At 43.1% G+C, this 15,960-nt stretch carries 15 protein-coding genes; 6 read left to right on the top strand and 9 right to left on the bottom strand.

What is annotated here, in order from left to right:
* Positions 1 to 2 precede the first annotated feature (2 nt).
* The 4 genes from infA to trxB all read right to left on the bottom strand — a co-directional run bounded on the left by infA (position 3) and on the right by trxB (position 2,731).
* Positions 3 to 221, bottom strand: coding sequence for a translation initiation factor IF-1 (gene infA, locus K5L93_RS01010; protein WP_016401030.1), 219 nt, complete (start codon positions 219 to 221; stop codon positions 3 to 5).
* A gap of 83 nt (positions 222 to 304) precedes the next feature.
* A complete protein-coding gene (locus K5L93_RS01005) occupies positions 305 to 988 on the bottom strand; it encodes an arginyltransferase (protein WP_220718081.1) in 684 nt (227 codons plus the stop codon).
* Positions 988 to 1,677 carry a leucyl/phenylalanyl-tRNA--protein transferase gene (aat, locus tag K5L93_RS01000; protein WP_220718080.1) on the bottom strand — a complete coding sequence of 230 codons (690 nt, stop codon included), beginning with the start codon at positions 1,675 to 1,677 and terminating at the stop codon, positions 988 to 990. The genes K5L93_RS01005 and aat overlap by 1 nt, the downstream gene beginning before the upstream one ends.
* Before the next feature lie 97 nt (positions 1,678 to 1,774).
* Entirely contained in the window at positions 1,775 to 2,731 is a 957-nt protein-coding gene (gene trxB, locus K5L93_RS00995) for a thioredoxin-disulfide reductase (protein WP_220718079.1), read from the bottom strand.
* Positions 2,732 to 3,149: 418 nt separating this feature from the next.
* On the opposite strand from trxB, the gene lrp reads away from it, so the two are divergent.
* The 5 genes from lrp (at position 3,150) to serS (ending at position 9,701) form a co-directional block, all read left to right on the top strand.
* On the top strand, positions 3,150 to 3,638 hold the full coding sequence (gene lrp / locus K5L93_RS00990; RefSeq protein WP_040306996.1) for a leucine-responsive transcriptional regulator Lrp: 489 nt from the start codon (positions 3,150 to 3,152) through the stop codon (positions 3,636 to 3,638).
* Between the two features lie 119 nt (positions 3,639 to 3,757).
* On the top strand, positions 3,758 to 6,286 hold the full coding sequence (locus K5L93_RS20235; protein WP_220718078.1) for a DNA translocase FtsK: 2,529 nt from the start codon (positions 3,758 to 3,760) through the stop codon (positions 6,284 to 6,286).
* Between the two features lie 8 nt (positions 6,287 to 6,294).
* Positions 6,295 to 6,900, top strand: a complete 606-nt coding sequence (gene lolA / locus K5L93_RS00980; RefSeq protein ID WP_220718077.1) for an outer membrane lipoprotein periplasmic chaperone LolA — start codon at positions 6,295 to 6,297, stop codon at positions 6,898 to 6,900.
* Positions 6,900 to 8,216 carry a replication-associated recombination protein A gene (locus tag K5L93_RS00975; protein ID WP_220718076.1) on the top strand — a complete coding sequence of 439 codons (1,317 nt, stop codon included), beginning with the start codon at positions 6,900 to 6,902 and terminating at the stop codon, positions 8,214 to 8,216. The genes lolA and K5L93_RS00975 overlap by 1 nt, the downstream gene beginning before the upstream one ends.
* Positions 8,217 to 8,411: 195 nt before the next feature.
* Positions 8,412 to 9,701 (top strand): serine--tRNA ligase, encoded by a 1,290-nt coding sequence (gene serS / locus K5L93_RS00970; RefSeq protein ID WP_220718075.1) that lies wholly within the window; start codon positions 8,412 to 8,414, stop codon positions 9,699 to 9,701.
* Positions 9,702 to 9,794: 93 nt separating this feature from the next.
* Here the strand turns inward: serS and K5L93_RS00965 are convergent, their stop codons facing one another.
* The 5 genes from K5L93_RS00965 to K5L93_RS00950 all read right to left on the bottom strand — a co-directional run bounded on the left by K5L93_RS00965 (position 9,795) and on the right by K5L93_RS00950 (position 14,626).
* Entirely contained in the window at positions 9,795 to 11,117 is a 1,323-nt protein-coding gene (locus K5L93_RS00965; protein ID WP_220718074.1) for an IS4 family transposase, read from the bottom strand.
* A gap of 111 nt (positions 11,118 to 11,228) precedes the next feature.
* Positions 11,229 to 11,438, bottom strand: coding sequence for a GDCCVxC domain-containing (seleno)protein (locus K5L93_RS20025; RefSeq protein ID WP_507762606.1), 210 nt, complete (start codon positions 11,436 to 11,438; stop codon positions 11,229 to 11,231).
* A 34-nt stretch (positions 11,439 to 11,472) separates the two neighbouring features.
* Positions 11,473 to 11,802: a TusE/DsrC/DsvC family sulfur relay protein gene (locus K5L93_RS00960; protein ID WP_016401021.1), complete on the bottom strand. Its 330-nt coding sequence runs from the start codon at positions 11,800 to 11,802 to the stop codon at positions 11,473 to 11,475.
* A gap of 36 nt (positions 11,803 to 11,838) precedes the next feature.
* Complete coding sequence (locus K5L93_RS00955; protein ID WP_220718073.1) at positions 11,839 to 13,908, bottom strand: FUSC family membrane protein; 2,070 nt, start codon at positions 13,906 to 13,908, stop codon at positions 11,839 to 11,841.
* Between the two features lie 52 nt (positions 13,909 to 13,960).
* Complete coding sequence (locus K5L93_RS00950; protein ID WP_016401019.1) at positions 13,961 to 14,626, bottom strand: Bax inhibitor-1/YccA family protein; 666 nt, start codon at positions 14,624 to 14,626, stop codon at positions 13,961 to 13,963.
* Positions 14,627 to 14,929: 303 nt separating this feature from the next.
* Here K5L93_RS00950 and K5L93_RS00945 point away from each other — a divergent pair, with 303 nt between their 5' ends.
* Entirely contained in the window at positions 14,930 to 15,850 is a 921-nt protein-coding gene (locus tag K5L93_RS00945) for a manganese-dependent inorganic pyrophosphatase (protein WP_220718072.1), read from the top strand.
* The last annotated feature ends 110 nt before the right edge of the window (positions 15,851 to 15,960 follow it).

Raw genomic sequence — 15,960 nt, 5'->3', positions numbered from 1 at the left:
GATTAGCGCGCGCGGAAAACAATGCGCCCTTTTGACAAGTCGTACGGTGTTAATTGAACCGTAACTTTATCTCCGGTCAAAATGCGGATGTAGTTTTTACGCATTTTTCCAGAAATGTGGGCAGTAACAACATGTCCGTTTTCTAGTTCTACACGGAACATTGTGTTAGGCAAGGTGTCTAACACTGTGCCTTGCATTTCAATATTGTCTTCTTTCGCCATTGAGTCCTCTGTTTGACACGCACTTATAAAAACGCAGGGAGGATGCCAGATTTACTGCCTTGTGTAAAGTTTATCCTCTAAATCTATTGCCATTTACTGTTAATAAATCGTTGATGTGGCAAATAGTTCCGTTTGTAGTTCATTTTTCTGCACTCATCCACCTGGTAACCTAAATATAACCAGTCTTTGCCTTGCTGTTTAGCTTGGTGAATTTGCATTAAAACCGCTAGATTCCCTAACGAGAGTTTGTCTAAGTCTGGATCGAAGAATGTGTAAACAGCACTTAATGCCTTTGAGAAAACATCAGTAACACACACCGCGACTAATTGTTCATCTTGAAATAATTTTAGGTATTGAGTGCTAGACCAATCGCATTGTAAAAATTCGAAGAAGGCTTTTTCATTTGGTGGGTACATGCTGCCTTCTTTATGCCTTGCTTCGATATAGCGGGCATAAAGTTGATAGTCATCTTGATCGAGTTGGTGCTGCCAACGAAGTGTAAGCTGTTTGGCTTTGTTTAGAATTCGCTTTTGAGATTTGCTAGGGCTAAAGTCTGCCACCTTAACTCTTAATGATTGGCATTGATTACAGGCGCTGCAAGCTGGACGGTATATCTCACTGCCGCTGCGTCGAAAACCGAGTTCCAACAATTGTGAGTAGTAGGCTGATTTTTGTTCATCATCACACAGTAAAAAACACAACTGCTCTAGTTGTTCATCTAAGTAAGGGCAATTGTTTACTTGGCTCAAACCTACTGGCAGTTGCATTAAAAGATTTCCTGTTGGTGCCAGCAGTTTACATTTACCTGGTCATCTTTGAGCTTACAAAGTAAATCTAAAAAGTTTTCTCTTCCGATAGCTTCCATACCTAAACTTATCAGGTGGGGGTTCTCAACTTGCCCATCGATGTATACGCCGCCATGTTGTTTAAAGTGTCGACAAAAACTGTGAAAAGCCAGCTTTGATGCGTTAGTTTCGGTATGAAACATTGACTCACCACAGAATATTTTTCCAACGAGAACGCCGTATAATCCACCTACTAATTCATCATTTTTCCAAACCTCTACAGAATGAGCTCGCCCCAGTTGATGTAAGGCAATATAGGCCTTGATCATGTCTGAGTTTATCCATGTTTCATCTGTGCGTAAGGCCGCACAACGTTTGATAACCTGTGAAAAGTCACGATTCACGCTAACTTTTAACGAGGTTTTACGCATGAATTTTTGCATGCTTTTGTTTACGGTATGGGCGGATAGGTCTAGGCCGATTCGAGGATTTGGACTCCACCATAAAACGGGTTGGTCATCACTAAACCAAGGGAAAATGCCATTGTCATAGGCTGCGATTAACCTTCGTGGACTAAGATCTGCGCCAATGGCTAACAAACCATTAGGATCGTCTAAGGCATTATGAGGAGAAGGGAAAGGGCGATTTAGCTCTAGGAATACTGGTTGCACAGGCACTTATAGCTTTTACATGTATCTGTTAAGTATATCAATATTAAAACGATTGTTGATATAAAAAAGCCGGTTTTACAACCGGCTCATCTATTACTTAGTCATTTAGGCTGTCTAAGTATCGCTCAGCATCTAAGGCCGCCATACAACCGGCTCCAGCGGAAGTAATGGCTTGACGGTAGATGTGGTCGGCCACATCGCCTGCAGCGTAAATGCCTGGAATGCTAGTTTGAGTTGCATTGCCTTCGGTGCCAGACTGGATAGTTAGATAACCATCTTTCATCGCTAACTGGCCTTCAAAGATGCCGGTATTTGGTTGGTGACCAATAGCAATAAAGGCACCCATAACGTCGATATCTTGGCTTGTGCTATCTTGTACGTTCTTAGTACGTACACCGGTTACACCCATTTCATCGCCTAACACTTCGTCCAGTGTTTGGTTTAAATGCAATACAATGTTGCCGTTGGCTACTTTATCCATTAAACGCTTAGTGAGGATTTTTTCACTGCGGAATTCTTCACGACGGTGAATTAAGTGGACTTCAGATGCAATGTTTGATAAGTACAAGGCTTCTTCAACAGCCGTGTTACCACCGCCAACTACTGCTACCTTTTGGTTACGATAGAAGAAACCATCACACGTAGCACAAGCAGAAACCCCTTTACCTTTAAACGCTTCTTCTGAAGGTAGGCCTAAGTATTTGGCTGATGCGCCAGTTGCAATAATCAATGCATCACAAGTGTATTCACCACTATCGCCTTTAAGCTTGTATGGCTTCTCTTTGAAGTCAACTTCGTTGATATGGTCAAATACAATCTCGGTTTCAAATTTCTCTGCATGAGCTTGCATTCGCTCCATTAGGGCAGGGCCTGTTAAACCTTCTGCATCACCTGGCCAGTTTTCAACTTCAGTGGTTGTGGTTAGCTGACCGCCTTGCTGAATGCCAGTAATAAGCACAGGGTTTAAGTTGGCGCGTGCCGCATATACAGCTGCAGTGTAACCTGCTGGGCCAGAGCCTAGGATAATTAGTTTGTGGTGTTTTGCATTGCTCATGATTGCTACAATTCCTTAAAGTTCTTGCTTGATATATGAGGGTACAAAATCCGAAATCAAGCGTAATAAAGCGAAAAAAGTGCGCTTTATACAAAGTAGAAGTTTGTTGGACACAGCATAATAGGCTTCGTTATTCCTACCAAATAATAAAACTTTATATGGATATGCGTATTTATCTAGCCTTTAATTCGGCTTTTTACTTGATAGTCCGTGCATTTTGTGGAATAAATAATGCTCAGGGATAAGACAAAAGTTTAAAAAAGTCTATTGGCTTGGGTTTTAGCTCTGCATCTCGCTTGGAATGACTTATTTATGTGTGAAAGGATATTCACATAATTTATGCAATTAGCTCAAGTATTAATGCATAAAAAGTCAGCACAACTAGGTGTGCTTAGGGACAACAATCGTATCACCATTAATGGAAGCAAAAGGTCGACCAATGAAGGAACTGGATCGTATTGATCGCAACATACTTAATGAGTTGCAAAAAGATGGCCGCATATCGAATGTGGAACTTTCAAAACGTGTAGGCCTTAGCCCTACACCTTGTCTAGAAAGGGTTAGACGTTTAGAGCGCCAAGGTTACATTACTGGTTACACTGCTATTCTAAACCCTCAATACTTAGACGCTTCGCTACTGGTTTTTGTTGAAATCACATTGAATCGCGGTGCTCCTGACGTATTCGAACAATTTAATCATGCTGTGCAACAGCTTGAAGAAATTCAAGAATGTCACTTAGTGTCAGGTGATTTTGATTATCTATTAAAGACCCGCGTAGCAGATATGTCTGCTTACCGTAAGTTGTTAGGTGAAACCTTGTTGCGCCTACCTGGGGTTAACGACACCCGTACTTACGTAGTGATGGAAGAAGTGAAGCAGAGTAATCGACTAGTTATCAAAAACTAACGGAGTCGTTTCCCCCTCCAATTCATTTTTGATAAAGTTAAACAAGCGGCTATAGCCGCTTGTTTTGTTTTTAGACAAACAGAATAATTATTGGATATTTTTAGTTCAAGGGAACGCTTGTGACAGATACTACAGACAGCAAATTGTCTGGCTTTGCTCGAATTGCGGAAGTGTGTGCCATCGCAATGGGCGCTTTAGGTGTTTACCTAATGGTAGCCTTATTAAGTTTTAATCCGAGCGATCCTAGTTGGTCGCAAACTGCTGGTCAGCAAAGTATTGCTAATGCTGCGGGAAGTTCTGGTGCTTGGTTTGCCGACTTACTGTTGTTTAGTTTTGGTTTTATGGCTTATAGCATGCCGTTTATTTGTGGTTTATTGGCTTGGGCCCTGTTTTGGCGCCCTTGTCCGGTAGCCCAAGTAAACTTCTTCACTTTAGGTCTCAGGCTAATTGGCTTTGTATTCACCTTCGTTAGCTTAACCACGCTAGCGAGCATTCATATTGATGATTTTCATTTCTTTTCTTCAGGAGGCTTAGTGGGAGATATCTTCACTCAGCTAATGATTCCAGTGTTTGGCTTGCTTGGCACTAGCATTATTTTATTAGCCGTTTTTGCCGGTGGTATTACCTTGTTTACCGGTCAGTCTTGGGTTCAGTTTGTAGAGCAACTTGGTGGGGGTCTTAACTCAGCTTACCGCGCAATAGTGAGTTTTCCTGAACGTTTACGTAATAAAAAACAGCGCGAGTTAGAGCAAGATGTTCTTATGAGAGATTTTGCTACTGAGTCTTCATTACAAGAACCAGTTCAAAGTGATTTATCTGTAGGCGATGTTGAACTTCAGCAGGATTTTGTTGAAGAGCAAAATACACATCAAGAGCCAACGCTTGAGCAAACTGTTAACTCAGAGCCAGAAACCTCTGTTGCTGTTGAGCCTAGTTTCTCCATGGACAGTGACTTTGAGGCAGAGTTGTCACAGGCTAAAGAAGATATTGAATTTGCTTACAAAGATGAAGCGATTGATCCACCAAGTGTGATTATCGATGATACCGCTCCTGACCCAATGCCCGATATTCCTTTTGACGGTGAAACTGTCGCAGTGGCTAAACCGCCAGTAGCTAAACCGGCTGCGCCGGTAAAATCTGCTCAACCAAGCTTAAGCCGTTTACCTGATATGAATTTATTAGATAGACCCGACAAAAAAGCTAACCCAATTTCACCAGAAGAATTAGAGCAAGTTTCTCGTTTAGTTGAAGCCAAACTGCTCGATTTTAATATTCAAGCATCGGTAGTTGCCGTTCATCCTGGCCCAGTGATTACCCGTTTTGAGCTCGATTTAGCCCCAGGGGTCAAAGTTAGCAAAATTACTAACTTGTCTAAAGATTTAGCACGCGCGCTGTCTGCTATTAGTGTGCGGGTAGTGGAAGTGATACCTGGTAAGTCGGTGATTGGATTAGAATTGCCTAACCGTTATCGTGAGATTGTTTATCTTAGCGAAGTTATTGATAGCAGTACCTTCCATCAGTCAAAGTCGCCTTTAGCTATGGTGTTAGGCAAAGATATTGCCGGTCAACCGGTGGTCGCTGATTTGGCAAAAATGCCTCACTTGCTAGTTGCTGGTACTACTGGTTCTGGTAAGTCGGTGGGCGTAAACGTAATGATTGTGAGTCTTCTGTATAAATCAACACCAGAAGATGTTCGGATGATTATGATCGACCCCAAAATGTTGGAGCTTTCAGTTTACGAGGGTATTCCTCATTTGTTGTCTGAAGTTGTTACCGACATGAAAGAAGCGGCGAATGCCTTACGTTGGTGTGTCGGCGAAATGGAAAGGCGCTACAAGTTAATGTCTGCAATGGGGGTGCGAAACCTTAAAGGCTTCAACCAAAAAGTGGTAGATGCTATTAAGTCCGGCAACCCAATTGTTGATCCATTGTGGAAGCCCGAAGACAGTATGGCTGAAACTGCACCAACCTTAGAAAAACTGCCTCATATCGTGGTTATCATTGACGAGTTTGCTGACATGATGATGATTGTGGGTAAAAAAGTTGAAGAGTTAATTGCACGTATTGCACAAAAAGCTCGTGCAGCAGGTATTCATTTGGTGTTAGCTACTCAGCGACCATCGGTAGATGTTATCACCGGTCTAATTAAAGCGAATATTCCAACTCGTATGGCCTTCCAAGTTTCTAGCCGTATTGATTCGCGTACCATTTTAGACCAGCAAGGCGCCGAAACCTTGCTAGGTATGGGTGATATGCTTTATTTGCCGGCAGGCACTGGTGTGCCAACCCGTGTTCACGGTGCATTTGTGGACGATCACGAAGTACATGCTGTGGTTTCGGCTTGGAAAGAACGTGGCGAACCAGATTACATTGATGAGATATTAAATGGTGAAGCAGGCCCCGATGCTATGCTGCCAGGTGAAGTAGCTGAGTCTGATGAAGAGTTAGATGCTTTGTTTGATCAAGCTGTTATGCACGTTACAGAAACGCGCCGTGGTTCGGTTTCTGGCGTACAGCGTAAGTTTAAAATTGGTTATAACCGCGCCGCTCGAATCGTTGAGCAAATGGAAGCTCAGGGCATTGTTAGTGCACCAGGTCATAACGGTAACCGGGAAGTTATCGCGCCGCCTCCAGTGAGAATTGATTAAGAGAAAAGATGAAAAAATTATTAAGTATATGTTTTGCGGCTTTGTTATCTGCTCAAGCATTTGCCAATGACGCAGCTAACGAGCTAAGAACGCATCTTGCCGATTTAAAAGGGTTTCAAGCGCAGTTTAAACAAACCGTGATAGATGCTGACGGCGTAAGCATTCATGAAGCCGAAGGCAAACTAAGTTTAGCTCGCCCCGCCAAGTTAAACTGGCAACAAGTGATGCCCGAGCAAGATATGATTGTGTCTGATGGCTCAACCATTTGGTATTACAGTCCGTTTGTTGAGCAAGTAACGATTATGGATGCGAGTGAAGCCATCAATCAATCACCATTCATCTTGTTGGCAGACGACCGCAGCGAAAGTTGGCAAAATTATCAGGTAGAAAAACAGCAACAAGGGTTTTTAGTTAAGTCTAAAGATGACCCACTACAAGCTGCTTTTTGGGTAAAGCTAAATGCTGATAATAGTATTTCTCGCTTCGATATTATTGAAAGTACCGGGCAGCGTAGCCAATTTGATCTTCAAGGTTTTAAAGCCAATCCAAGCTTTAGTGAAAAACTGTTTAAGTTTGAGATCCCAAAAAACACTATGATTGATGATCAACGCTAATGAGCTTACAGCTGAATTTTGAGGCCGACTTTAGGCCTCTTGCTGCGAGAATGCGGCCCAGCAAACTAGAGCATTATGTCGGCCAGCAGCATATTCTGGCCGCTGACAAACCTCTGCATAAAGCCATTTCATCCGGACAGTTGCACTCGATGATTCTTTGGGGGCCTCCTGGTACAGGAAAAACCACCATTGCAGAATTAGCCGCCTTGTATGCCGATGCGGAAGTAGAAAAGATCTCAGCCGTAACCGGGGGGATAAAAGAAGTGCGCGCCGCTATCGAGCGGGCTCTGCAAAACAAACAGGTTAGTCGGCGCACCATTTTGTTTGTTGATGAGGTTCACCGCTTTAACAAAAGCCAACAAGATGCGTTTTTACCGTATGTTGAGAACGGCACTGTTATCTTTATTGGCGCAACTACCGAAAATCCGTCTTTCGAACTTAATAACGCCTTGTTATCACGGGCAAAAACTTATGTATTACGCGCTTTAGACAGCGAGGCTATTCAACAACTGTTGAATAGGGCAATCAACGAAGATGAGTTGTTAAAGCAACAAACACTAAATTTTGAAGAAGGTGTATTAGAAGCGCTTTCCACATTAGTGAGTGGGGATGCACGCCGCGCTTTAAACTTGTTAGAGATGATGAGTGAATTGGCTGAGGGTGAAGGTCAGCAGAAACAGCTAAGTTTTGATCTTCTCAAGCAAGTTGCCGGAGAGCGCTATAGTCATATAGATAAAGGCGGCGATAAGTTTTACGATTTGTTATCAGCCCTACATAAATCTATCCGTGGTTCATCGCCGGATGCTGCTTTGTTTTGGTACTGTCGAATTTTAGAAGCTAGTGGTGATCCTCTATCGGTTGCGCGACGATGTTTAGCTATTGCCTCTGAAGACGTGGGTAATGCCGACCCCCGCGCGATGCAAATTGCGGTAAGCGCTTGGGACTGCTTTACCCGAGTTGGCGCCGCTGAAGGGGAGCGGGCGATAGCTCAGGCTGTGGTATATTTGGCCTGTGCGCCCAAAAGTAACGCGGTGTATACCGCTTTTAAAGCAGCTAGGCTTGCAGCAAAAGAGTTTGGCGATGCCGAGGTACCGGTACACTTGAGAAATGCGCCAACCAAGCTAATGGCAGAATTAGGTTATGGCGCAGAGTATCGCTATTCTCACGATGAACCTAATGCATACTCTGCTGGTCAGCAATACCTCCCTGATCCTTTATTAGGTCACCAGTTCTATTATCCTGAGCCCCGTGGTTTAGAAAAGCAGATTGCTGAAAAGCTTGAATACTTGCGTAATTTAGACCAACAAGCGCAATAGCCAACAATAAACAACACTATTTTCAGTTTATTACTCAATCCAGCCTACAGCCCGATTGTGTCTGTAAGTAGTTGCTTTATAATAAGCGAGTTTTGGAAACCAAATAATTAGCAAAGCTTATTTTGCCTTCACTACAGTAGGCTAAAATGGAGCTTTGCCTTTAATTAACGACAAGAATTGGAAGTAGGTTATTGAATGTTAGACGCTAATTTGTTGCGCGGCGAAATAGAAACCACCGCAGAGCGCTTAAAGACTCGTGGATTTGAACTAGATGTAGCACGATTGACAGAGCTAGAGAGTCGTCGTAAAGAGCTACAAGTTCGTACCCAAGAACTACAAAATGAGCGTAATACCCGTTCCAAATCTATCGGCCAAGCTAAAGGTCGTGGTGAAGATATAGCGCCACTTTTGGCAGAAGTAGGGCAGCTTGGCGAAAAGCTTGACGCTGCTAAAGCCGAACTAAATGACCTGTTAGAAGAAATTAAAGATTACGCTTTAACTTTACCTAACCTTCCTCATCCTAGTGCGCCTATCGGTAAAGACGAAGACGAAAACGTTGAATTACATACTTGGGGCGAATTGCCAAGCTTTGATTTTGAGGTTAAAGATCACGTTGATGTCGGTAGCGATTTACAAGGGCTAGATTTTGCTAATGCAGTTAAAATTAGTGGTTCACGCTTCATTGTAATGAAAGGCAAGATTGCTAAGTTACACCGTGCAATCGCTCAGTTTATGTTAGATACGCATACCGAGGAGCATGGTTACCAAGAAATGTACGTTCCTTACTTGGTTAACTCAGACTCTTTATATGGCACCGGTCAAATGCCTAAATTTGGTAAGGATTTGTTCCATACACAGCCAGCGACCGAAGAAGGCATTGGCATGAGCTTAATCCCAACTGCAGAAGTACCGCTCACTAACATGTTACGTGACAGTATTGTGGAAGAAGCTGAATTGCCGATTCGAATGACTGCCCATACACCGTGTTTTCGTAGTGAAGCAGGCTCTTACGGCCGTGATACCCGTGGTTTAATCCGCCAACACCAGTTCGACAAAGTTGAAATGGTGCAACTGGTTCACCCAGAGAAATCTTACGAAGCGCTAGAAGAAATGCGCCAACACGCTGAAAATATCCTTCAAAAACTTAAGCTTCCTTACCGCGTTGTAACACTGTGTACAGGTGATATGGGCTTTGGTGCAACAAAAACCTACGATTTGGAAGTGTGGGTACCGGCTCAGAACGCTTACCGTGAAATCTCTTCAGTATCTAACTGCGAAGATTTCCAGGCTCGTCGCATGCAAGCTCGTTTTCGCGCTACTGGCGCTAAGAAGCCTGAGTTACTGCACTCATTAAATGGCTCTGGTTTGGCAGTAGGCCGTACTTTGGTGGCTATATTAGAGAACTATCAAAACGCCGATGGCAGCATCAAGGTTCCAGAAGTATTGCAGCCTTATATGGGCGGTTTAGAAACTATCACGGTTTAAGTAAAGCTGAAAAGAAAAAAGCGCCTTTAGGTTAAGGCGTTTACAAGCGTGGGTCAGTTAAAAAGGGGCAGAGTATATCTTAATGCCACTCGCTTAAGAGCGAGTGGCATTTCTATTAGGGTATTTCGCAGGTTTCTTGAGTACCGCTCTTGGATAATTAGGCCTTTTACGCTTTTTGGGTAAAATGAGCCGTTTTCCATTGTCTCTTAATGTCTTTAGGTGCTTGGGAATTGCTCCCGGAGTGCGGCTATTACTAGACCAAATAAGCTCATCCATAATTAAAAACAATGCGTTAATGAAGCTTATCCTTAGAGGCTCAACATTATGCTGCTTTGCCATGGCTGCCATTTCCAACCTGACTATGTTGTAGCTAGTCAATATGCCCCATAGTTCTTGGTACACACCTTCTGCCTTTTTGCTTCTCAGTATCGGTTTATTCTGAAGCTGATACTGTTTGAGCTCTCCGTACCCTCGCTCTATCTCCCATCGTTGCCAGTACACCTTCACTAAGTCTTCAAATGGGTAACGCTCAGGGCAAAGACACGAGGTGATAAATCCTTTGATTTCACCTTTTGGAGTGGGGATGAGGATTAACCGGGCCTGCCAAGTGTTGCCAAGATATGGAGCCTGTTGTTGAGCTTGTGGGGAGACCGGCATATCAATAAGAACATCATGCTCTGCGTAGCGCTCAACAACGTGATAACGAGACTTCGCTTTAATGGGCGTTAACCAGTGTCTGTTATGACCACACCCCGCCCAACTGGTGAATAGCTCTGCCGATGTAAAGCCACGGTCAAATAAGGTGAGAGAGTTATCTGGCGCTGAGCCAACTAGCTGCTGAGCATAGAATATTTCACTGTGGCTTACTGGGCCAAAGGCCGCATCAGACAGTATATGACTACGAGTAGACATGAGCGTTACCGCTAAAACGCTAGGAAAAGAGGCTGTTTTTTGCGCAAAACCAAAGTGTTGGTTTTCTTCTGTGTTATGAGTTTTGAAGTATGTACCATCGACACTGAGTAGTTTTAAACCGCAAGCTTCATCAAACTCTGACTGCTTTTCCCATTGTTCGGCGGTGGTTTTAAATAAGTAACGCAACGGGGCTGAGCCTAATCGTTCTTTGGCTTTAATGATGCTGCTCGTGGCCATAGGGGATAACTCCCCCGCAGCATCGGGGAAGGCTAGCTCAAGTTTGTCACAAACATTTTGAATTGACCGATTACGCTGTAGCCCAATACCAAGGACCAGCCAAACGGCCTGCTCAGCGGGAAAACGGCGTTTTCTGAGAGAGGCACGCCCAGTCTGTTGTACTGCCTCTTCAACCCATTCCATAGGAATATGCTTACTAAATACATCAATGGAGCGCTCTTGGCAGAACTCTGCCGTAACGTGAAGTTCTTTGGAAAATTCAGACATAAAAATCGGCCACAATTTATATTGTGGCCGATTATGAAGCTTCACCAAGATCGTTCAAGTAGCTAAAACGATCGGCATTAAGAGTATATCTGCCCCTTTATCTTTAATAATCTAACCACAGCACTTCTTATTCTCTTGGATTGGTGGGCACGGAATGGTTCCGAAAGAGCAAAAAACGCAGCAATCGCCCTCTGATGGACGCAAGAGTTCTCCGCAGCCTTTGCAGTCGTAGAAGTATTGGCATGCATCAGTTGGCATTGTCTCTAGCTCTTTATGTCCGCATTTAGGACAAGTTAACTCACACTCCAAAATTACATTCATCATTCAAACTGCGTTTTTATATGTCAATCAAGAGCTAAATGCATTTTACTGGTTTAGGCAACCCGGCAACTTTAGTGGCTTGTTTTGCTGGGCCTTGCGGAAATAGCTTATACAAGTATCGGCTATTACCTTTTTCTGGGCCGAACTTTTTTGCCATCGCTTTAACTAAGGCTCGCATGGCTGGGGAAGTATTAAATTCTAAGTAGAAGTTTCGGACAAACCTCACGACTTCCCAATGGGCTTCGCTCATTTCTATTTCTTCTAGCTGGGCTATATGTGCGGCTAGGTCTTCCGACCAACTGTTTAGGTCGATTAAATAACCATTTTTATCGGTTTCAAATTGCTGACCGTTAAATTCAATCATTGTGTACTTTGTGCCTTTCTTTAACTTGTGGCTAGTTTACCACTTACCATTTACCAGTAGTTGACGAATTTTCTTTAGGTCTTTGCCGATTAACTGCAGTTGGTAAGCAATCAACAGTTCGTTGCCGACTAACTGGGGAAGAAGTTGGTTAATTGCTCGGGTAAATGCATCGTTGTTTGCTTGTACAATGGGGCGGTTTGGCCCTTTAAGTAATAAGTAATCGTGCATCAATTGTAATTCGCTTTGAATCAATTCGCCCAAACAGGCCAAACGCTCGGCCGCTTGATTGGATTGTAGTTGAGTACGGTGTGTTGATAATGCAGATAAATGCGATAACAAGTGATGACTTAAGCCAACTAGCTGATATAAGTCTGGCGATAAACGCTGCTTGTGGCTGGGTTCTGCTAGCATGTATTGCCAATGTCTAACTAGCTCTGCTTCGCTTTGATAAGCGTGGTAGCGACTTAATCGAAAATCAGTGGTTTCTTCAACATCGCCATTAAAATACTGGTTAAAAATAGCAGTTTGATAATTGGCAGTGTTGGCAAACAATTGACTAATTATTTTTCTGCTTTGTTTGTGTTGCCAATCGGGCCACAAGTAACGAAGTGCCGCCATCGCCATTAAGGCGCCAATTACTGTTACTAAGGTACGTACTATTAATGCTTCGTTAGCGGGGTAGCCTTGAAGATCGAGAGAGATGGCAACAAACACCGTAATCATGGCGACCGAAATGGCGTAATTAAGGTGAAAGAATAAAAAGAATAACAGCACTAAACCTGGGATTAATGACGTTAGTGCTATGTCGGGTAGACGTAAGTAGCTCAAGGCCGCTGCGAATCCAACTCCAACTATGGTGCCGTATACTCTTTTATCTACGCGTTTTTTAGTATCGTGATAATTAGGTTTTACCACCAATAAGCAACTAAGCATTAGCCAATAGGCGTGTTCATCGCCAGACAATTGGATTAATCCATAGGCAAGTAGCATTAGCGTGGCCATTCGCAAGGCATGGCGATTGATACTTAGGCTTATATCGGCAGCCTGAGACAGGTATTGTTTTACCGATATTCGAGTAAATGGTGAGAAGCTTTGTTCTGGCTCGGGGAAATGCTGTTCGTTAAAGCACAAGGCGATCACCTTATGCAAATTTTTAAGCATATAAGCAAAGCGGGGAGGAACGTCTTTTAGGTTTGCCCGTGCCGTTTCTAAATCATCGACAGCGGATACTAATTCTTTCTCTGCGCTTGCATCGAGGTGCTTTGCTCCAATAACTCGTGCGATTTTAACTAACACTGTTCTAGTGTCGGCTAATAAGGTTCTTGGCAATACTCGCTGTAAGCGTTGATAGTCTAAGTGTGAGGAGCTTAAGCGTTCATGCAGCAGTTGTGCTTTAAAAAATCGGTCCATTTGGCTGGAACCAACATGCTGTTTGTTACGCTGCTGATAAACATATAATCCATGGCGAATAACACCCAATTGCTCTGCAATGTCGGCGCTTTGGGCAGTTAGCTTTACTTGTATTTCTGTGATGTTTGCTTCACGTTGAAACAAACGGGTCTTGGTTAATTGATAAAGACTAATTTGTTTAAATATTTGGTCTAGCTGTTTGTCCAACCAGCGGGTTGGGTACAGAGCATTAATAAGCAACGAGAGTAGAGCGTAACTCAAAGCGCCTATCACTAGCCAAAAGGGTTGTACCCAAGGGTTTTGGTAGGTGTTGTAACCAAGCATCGTATATATAGCGATGATTAATGAACACAGGGAAATAGCACCGTACTTTTGTCCAAGCACTGGCATACGCATAAACAGATAGCTTGAACAAAATAAGCCAATGGCAAATAGCCAGGGAAGGGGAAACAGTAAAGTAACTGAGATGCTAGCGAGGGAAAAGCTTGCCATCATCAACAAGGTGCTTTGCAGGCGATGTTGATAGAAGTCTGGGCTGTCTGCAAGCCCAGCTGCAACCACGCCAAGTGTTGCAGTTAAAGCGAAGTCTAAATTAAATACCAAACCTAGGCTAAGAATAAACATAGCCAAACCAGCCGCTTTAAAGGCTATGGTCCAATTAAGTTTGGAAGCATCAAGTTTAAAATTAACTACCATAAATAAAAACGCCCTGTAAGAACAGGGCGTAATAGTCCTTTAGCTGTATAGCTTAGTCGTCGTTTAGGAAACCCAAAATACTTAGCAAGTGAACAAAAATGTTAAATACATTTAAGTACATTGAAATTGTTGCACGTATGTAGTTGGTTTCATTACCGTTTAGAATGTTGCTGGTATCATAAAGAATGAAGCCAGAAAACAATAGTACCGCAGCGCCACTAATGGCTAGGCTAAGCATTGGGATTTGCAAAAACAAGTTAAGCAGCATGCTAACTACGACAACGATTAGGCCTGCCATTAAGAAGCCGCTCATAAAAGAGAAGTCTTTCTTAGTGGTTAGCACATAACCAGACAAACCAAAGAAAATTAAGCCTGTCATGCCAAGAGCTTGCATGACAATGGCAGGACCTTGTGGGAATTGGAGGTAAGCACTAAGCAACGGACCTAAAGAAGCGCCCATTAATGAAGTGAATACAAAAGTCCAAACCAAACCCATAGAAGAGTTAATACTTTTAGGTAGAACGAAGAATACGATTACCATGGCGGCAACCATCATACCAATAGATGCCAGACTACCAATTCCGGCGACTACTGCAAAGAATGCTGCAATGGCACTGGTAAACAAGGTCATCGAAAGTAAGGCGTAGGTGTTACGCAATACCTTATTTGTTTCCAGTTTCGATGCAGCGCTATAGTTTATCGTGCTCGGCTGATTCATTTTTTCACTCCGTTATGACTGAGTTAGTTCGTTAAGTTATGTAAAACGAACTTGTAGTATAACGAGTTTTTTTACAAATAAAATCAAATCCGCCATCTAAAAGTGGGCTTAGCCTCACCAAATTATCATCGAATAATTTCCTAAGACGCTCAACTACTTAACAAAATTGCTTTGATTAAGCGAAATAATCAACAAGCTTAAACCTTCCTTAGTATTGCACTCGCCATCACATAGCCCTATGATCAGCGCATTAACAGGGCAGTTTGCCTAAACCATTCAACGATTAAGAGAGACGGATAACAGATGTTAGTTTTAGGACATACTAATCCAGACTGCGACAGTATTGCCGGTGCAATATCGTTAGCAGAGTTATTAACCAAGCAAGGCACACCAGCAACTGCGATTGCGCAAGGTGAACCTAATCCTGAAGCCAAATTTCTCTTAGACAAAATTGGTTTTGCAGCGCCAGAAGTGCGCACAGAGATCGCTGGCGAAGATGTTTGGCTAATTGATTACTCTGATTGGGGGCAAGCGCCAAAAGACGCTAAAAAAGCTAACATTCGCGGTATAGTTGATCATCATAAATTAGGTGACATCACTACTGCAGAGCCTTTAGAGTGTTGGATTCGCCCGGTAGGCTGTAGCTGTACTATTGTATATAGCATGTATCAAGCAGCCAATATTACGCCTAGTAAAGAAGCCGCTACCCTAATGTTAGGTGCTATTTTAAGCGATACCGTTAAATTTAACTCTCCAACATTTACACCAGTAGATCGAGAAGCTGCAGAAGCCTTAGCCTTACTAGCTGGCGTAGAAGATATTGACGCATTTGCAGACGAGCAATTTGCAGCGAAATCTGATGTGGCGTCGGTGCCTGCAGATGAGTTAGTGCTAAGAGATCAAAAAGTTTATGAGATTAATGGCAAGCAATTTGCCATTGCTCAATTAGAACTTACTTCAGTAAAACCGGTACTAGAGCGCTTAGATGAGCTAGAAACGGCTTTAGTTGCGCTTAAACAAGCAAACAACTACCACACAGCGCTTGTATTGTTAACCGACATTACTACCCTAAACTCCACTGGCTTAATTTGTAGCGATGAAGCTGCGCTGGTTGCTTCTACTTTAGGTGGAACTATTGAAGGTTCAGTTATCGACCTACCAGGCGTAGTAAGCCGTAAGAAGCAGGTTATGCCGCCGCTTCAACGCGAGTTTGATGTCGCTTAAGTGTTATACTTTTAGTTAAAAGCCAGCGTCTATCGCTGGCTTTTTTGTAGTTAAGTGTTCGGTCGCTTTCTTTTGTAACTCTCGGTAGCGTTTTCAGCAACGTGATGCTT

The organism is Agarivorans litoreus, assembly GCF_019649015.1.
GTDB lineage: Bacteria > Pseudomonadota > Gammaproteobacteria > Enterobacterales > Celerinatantimonadaceae > Agarivorans > Agarivorans litoreus.
Note: the sequence above shows the minus strand (reverse complement) of the source record. Positions and strands in the feature narration are given on the sequence as shown.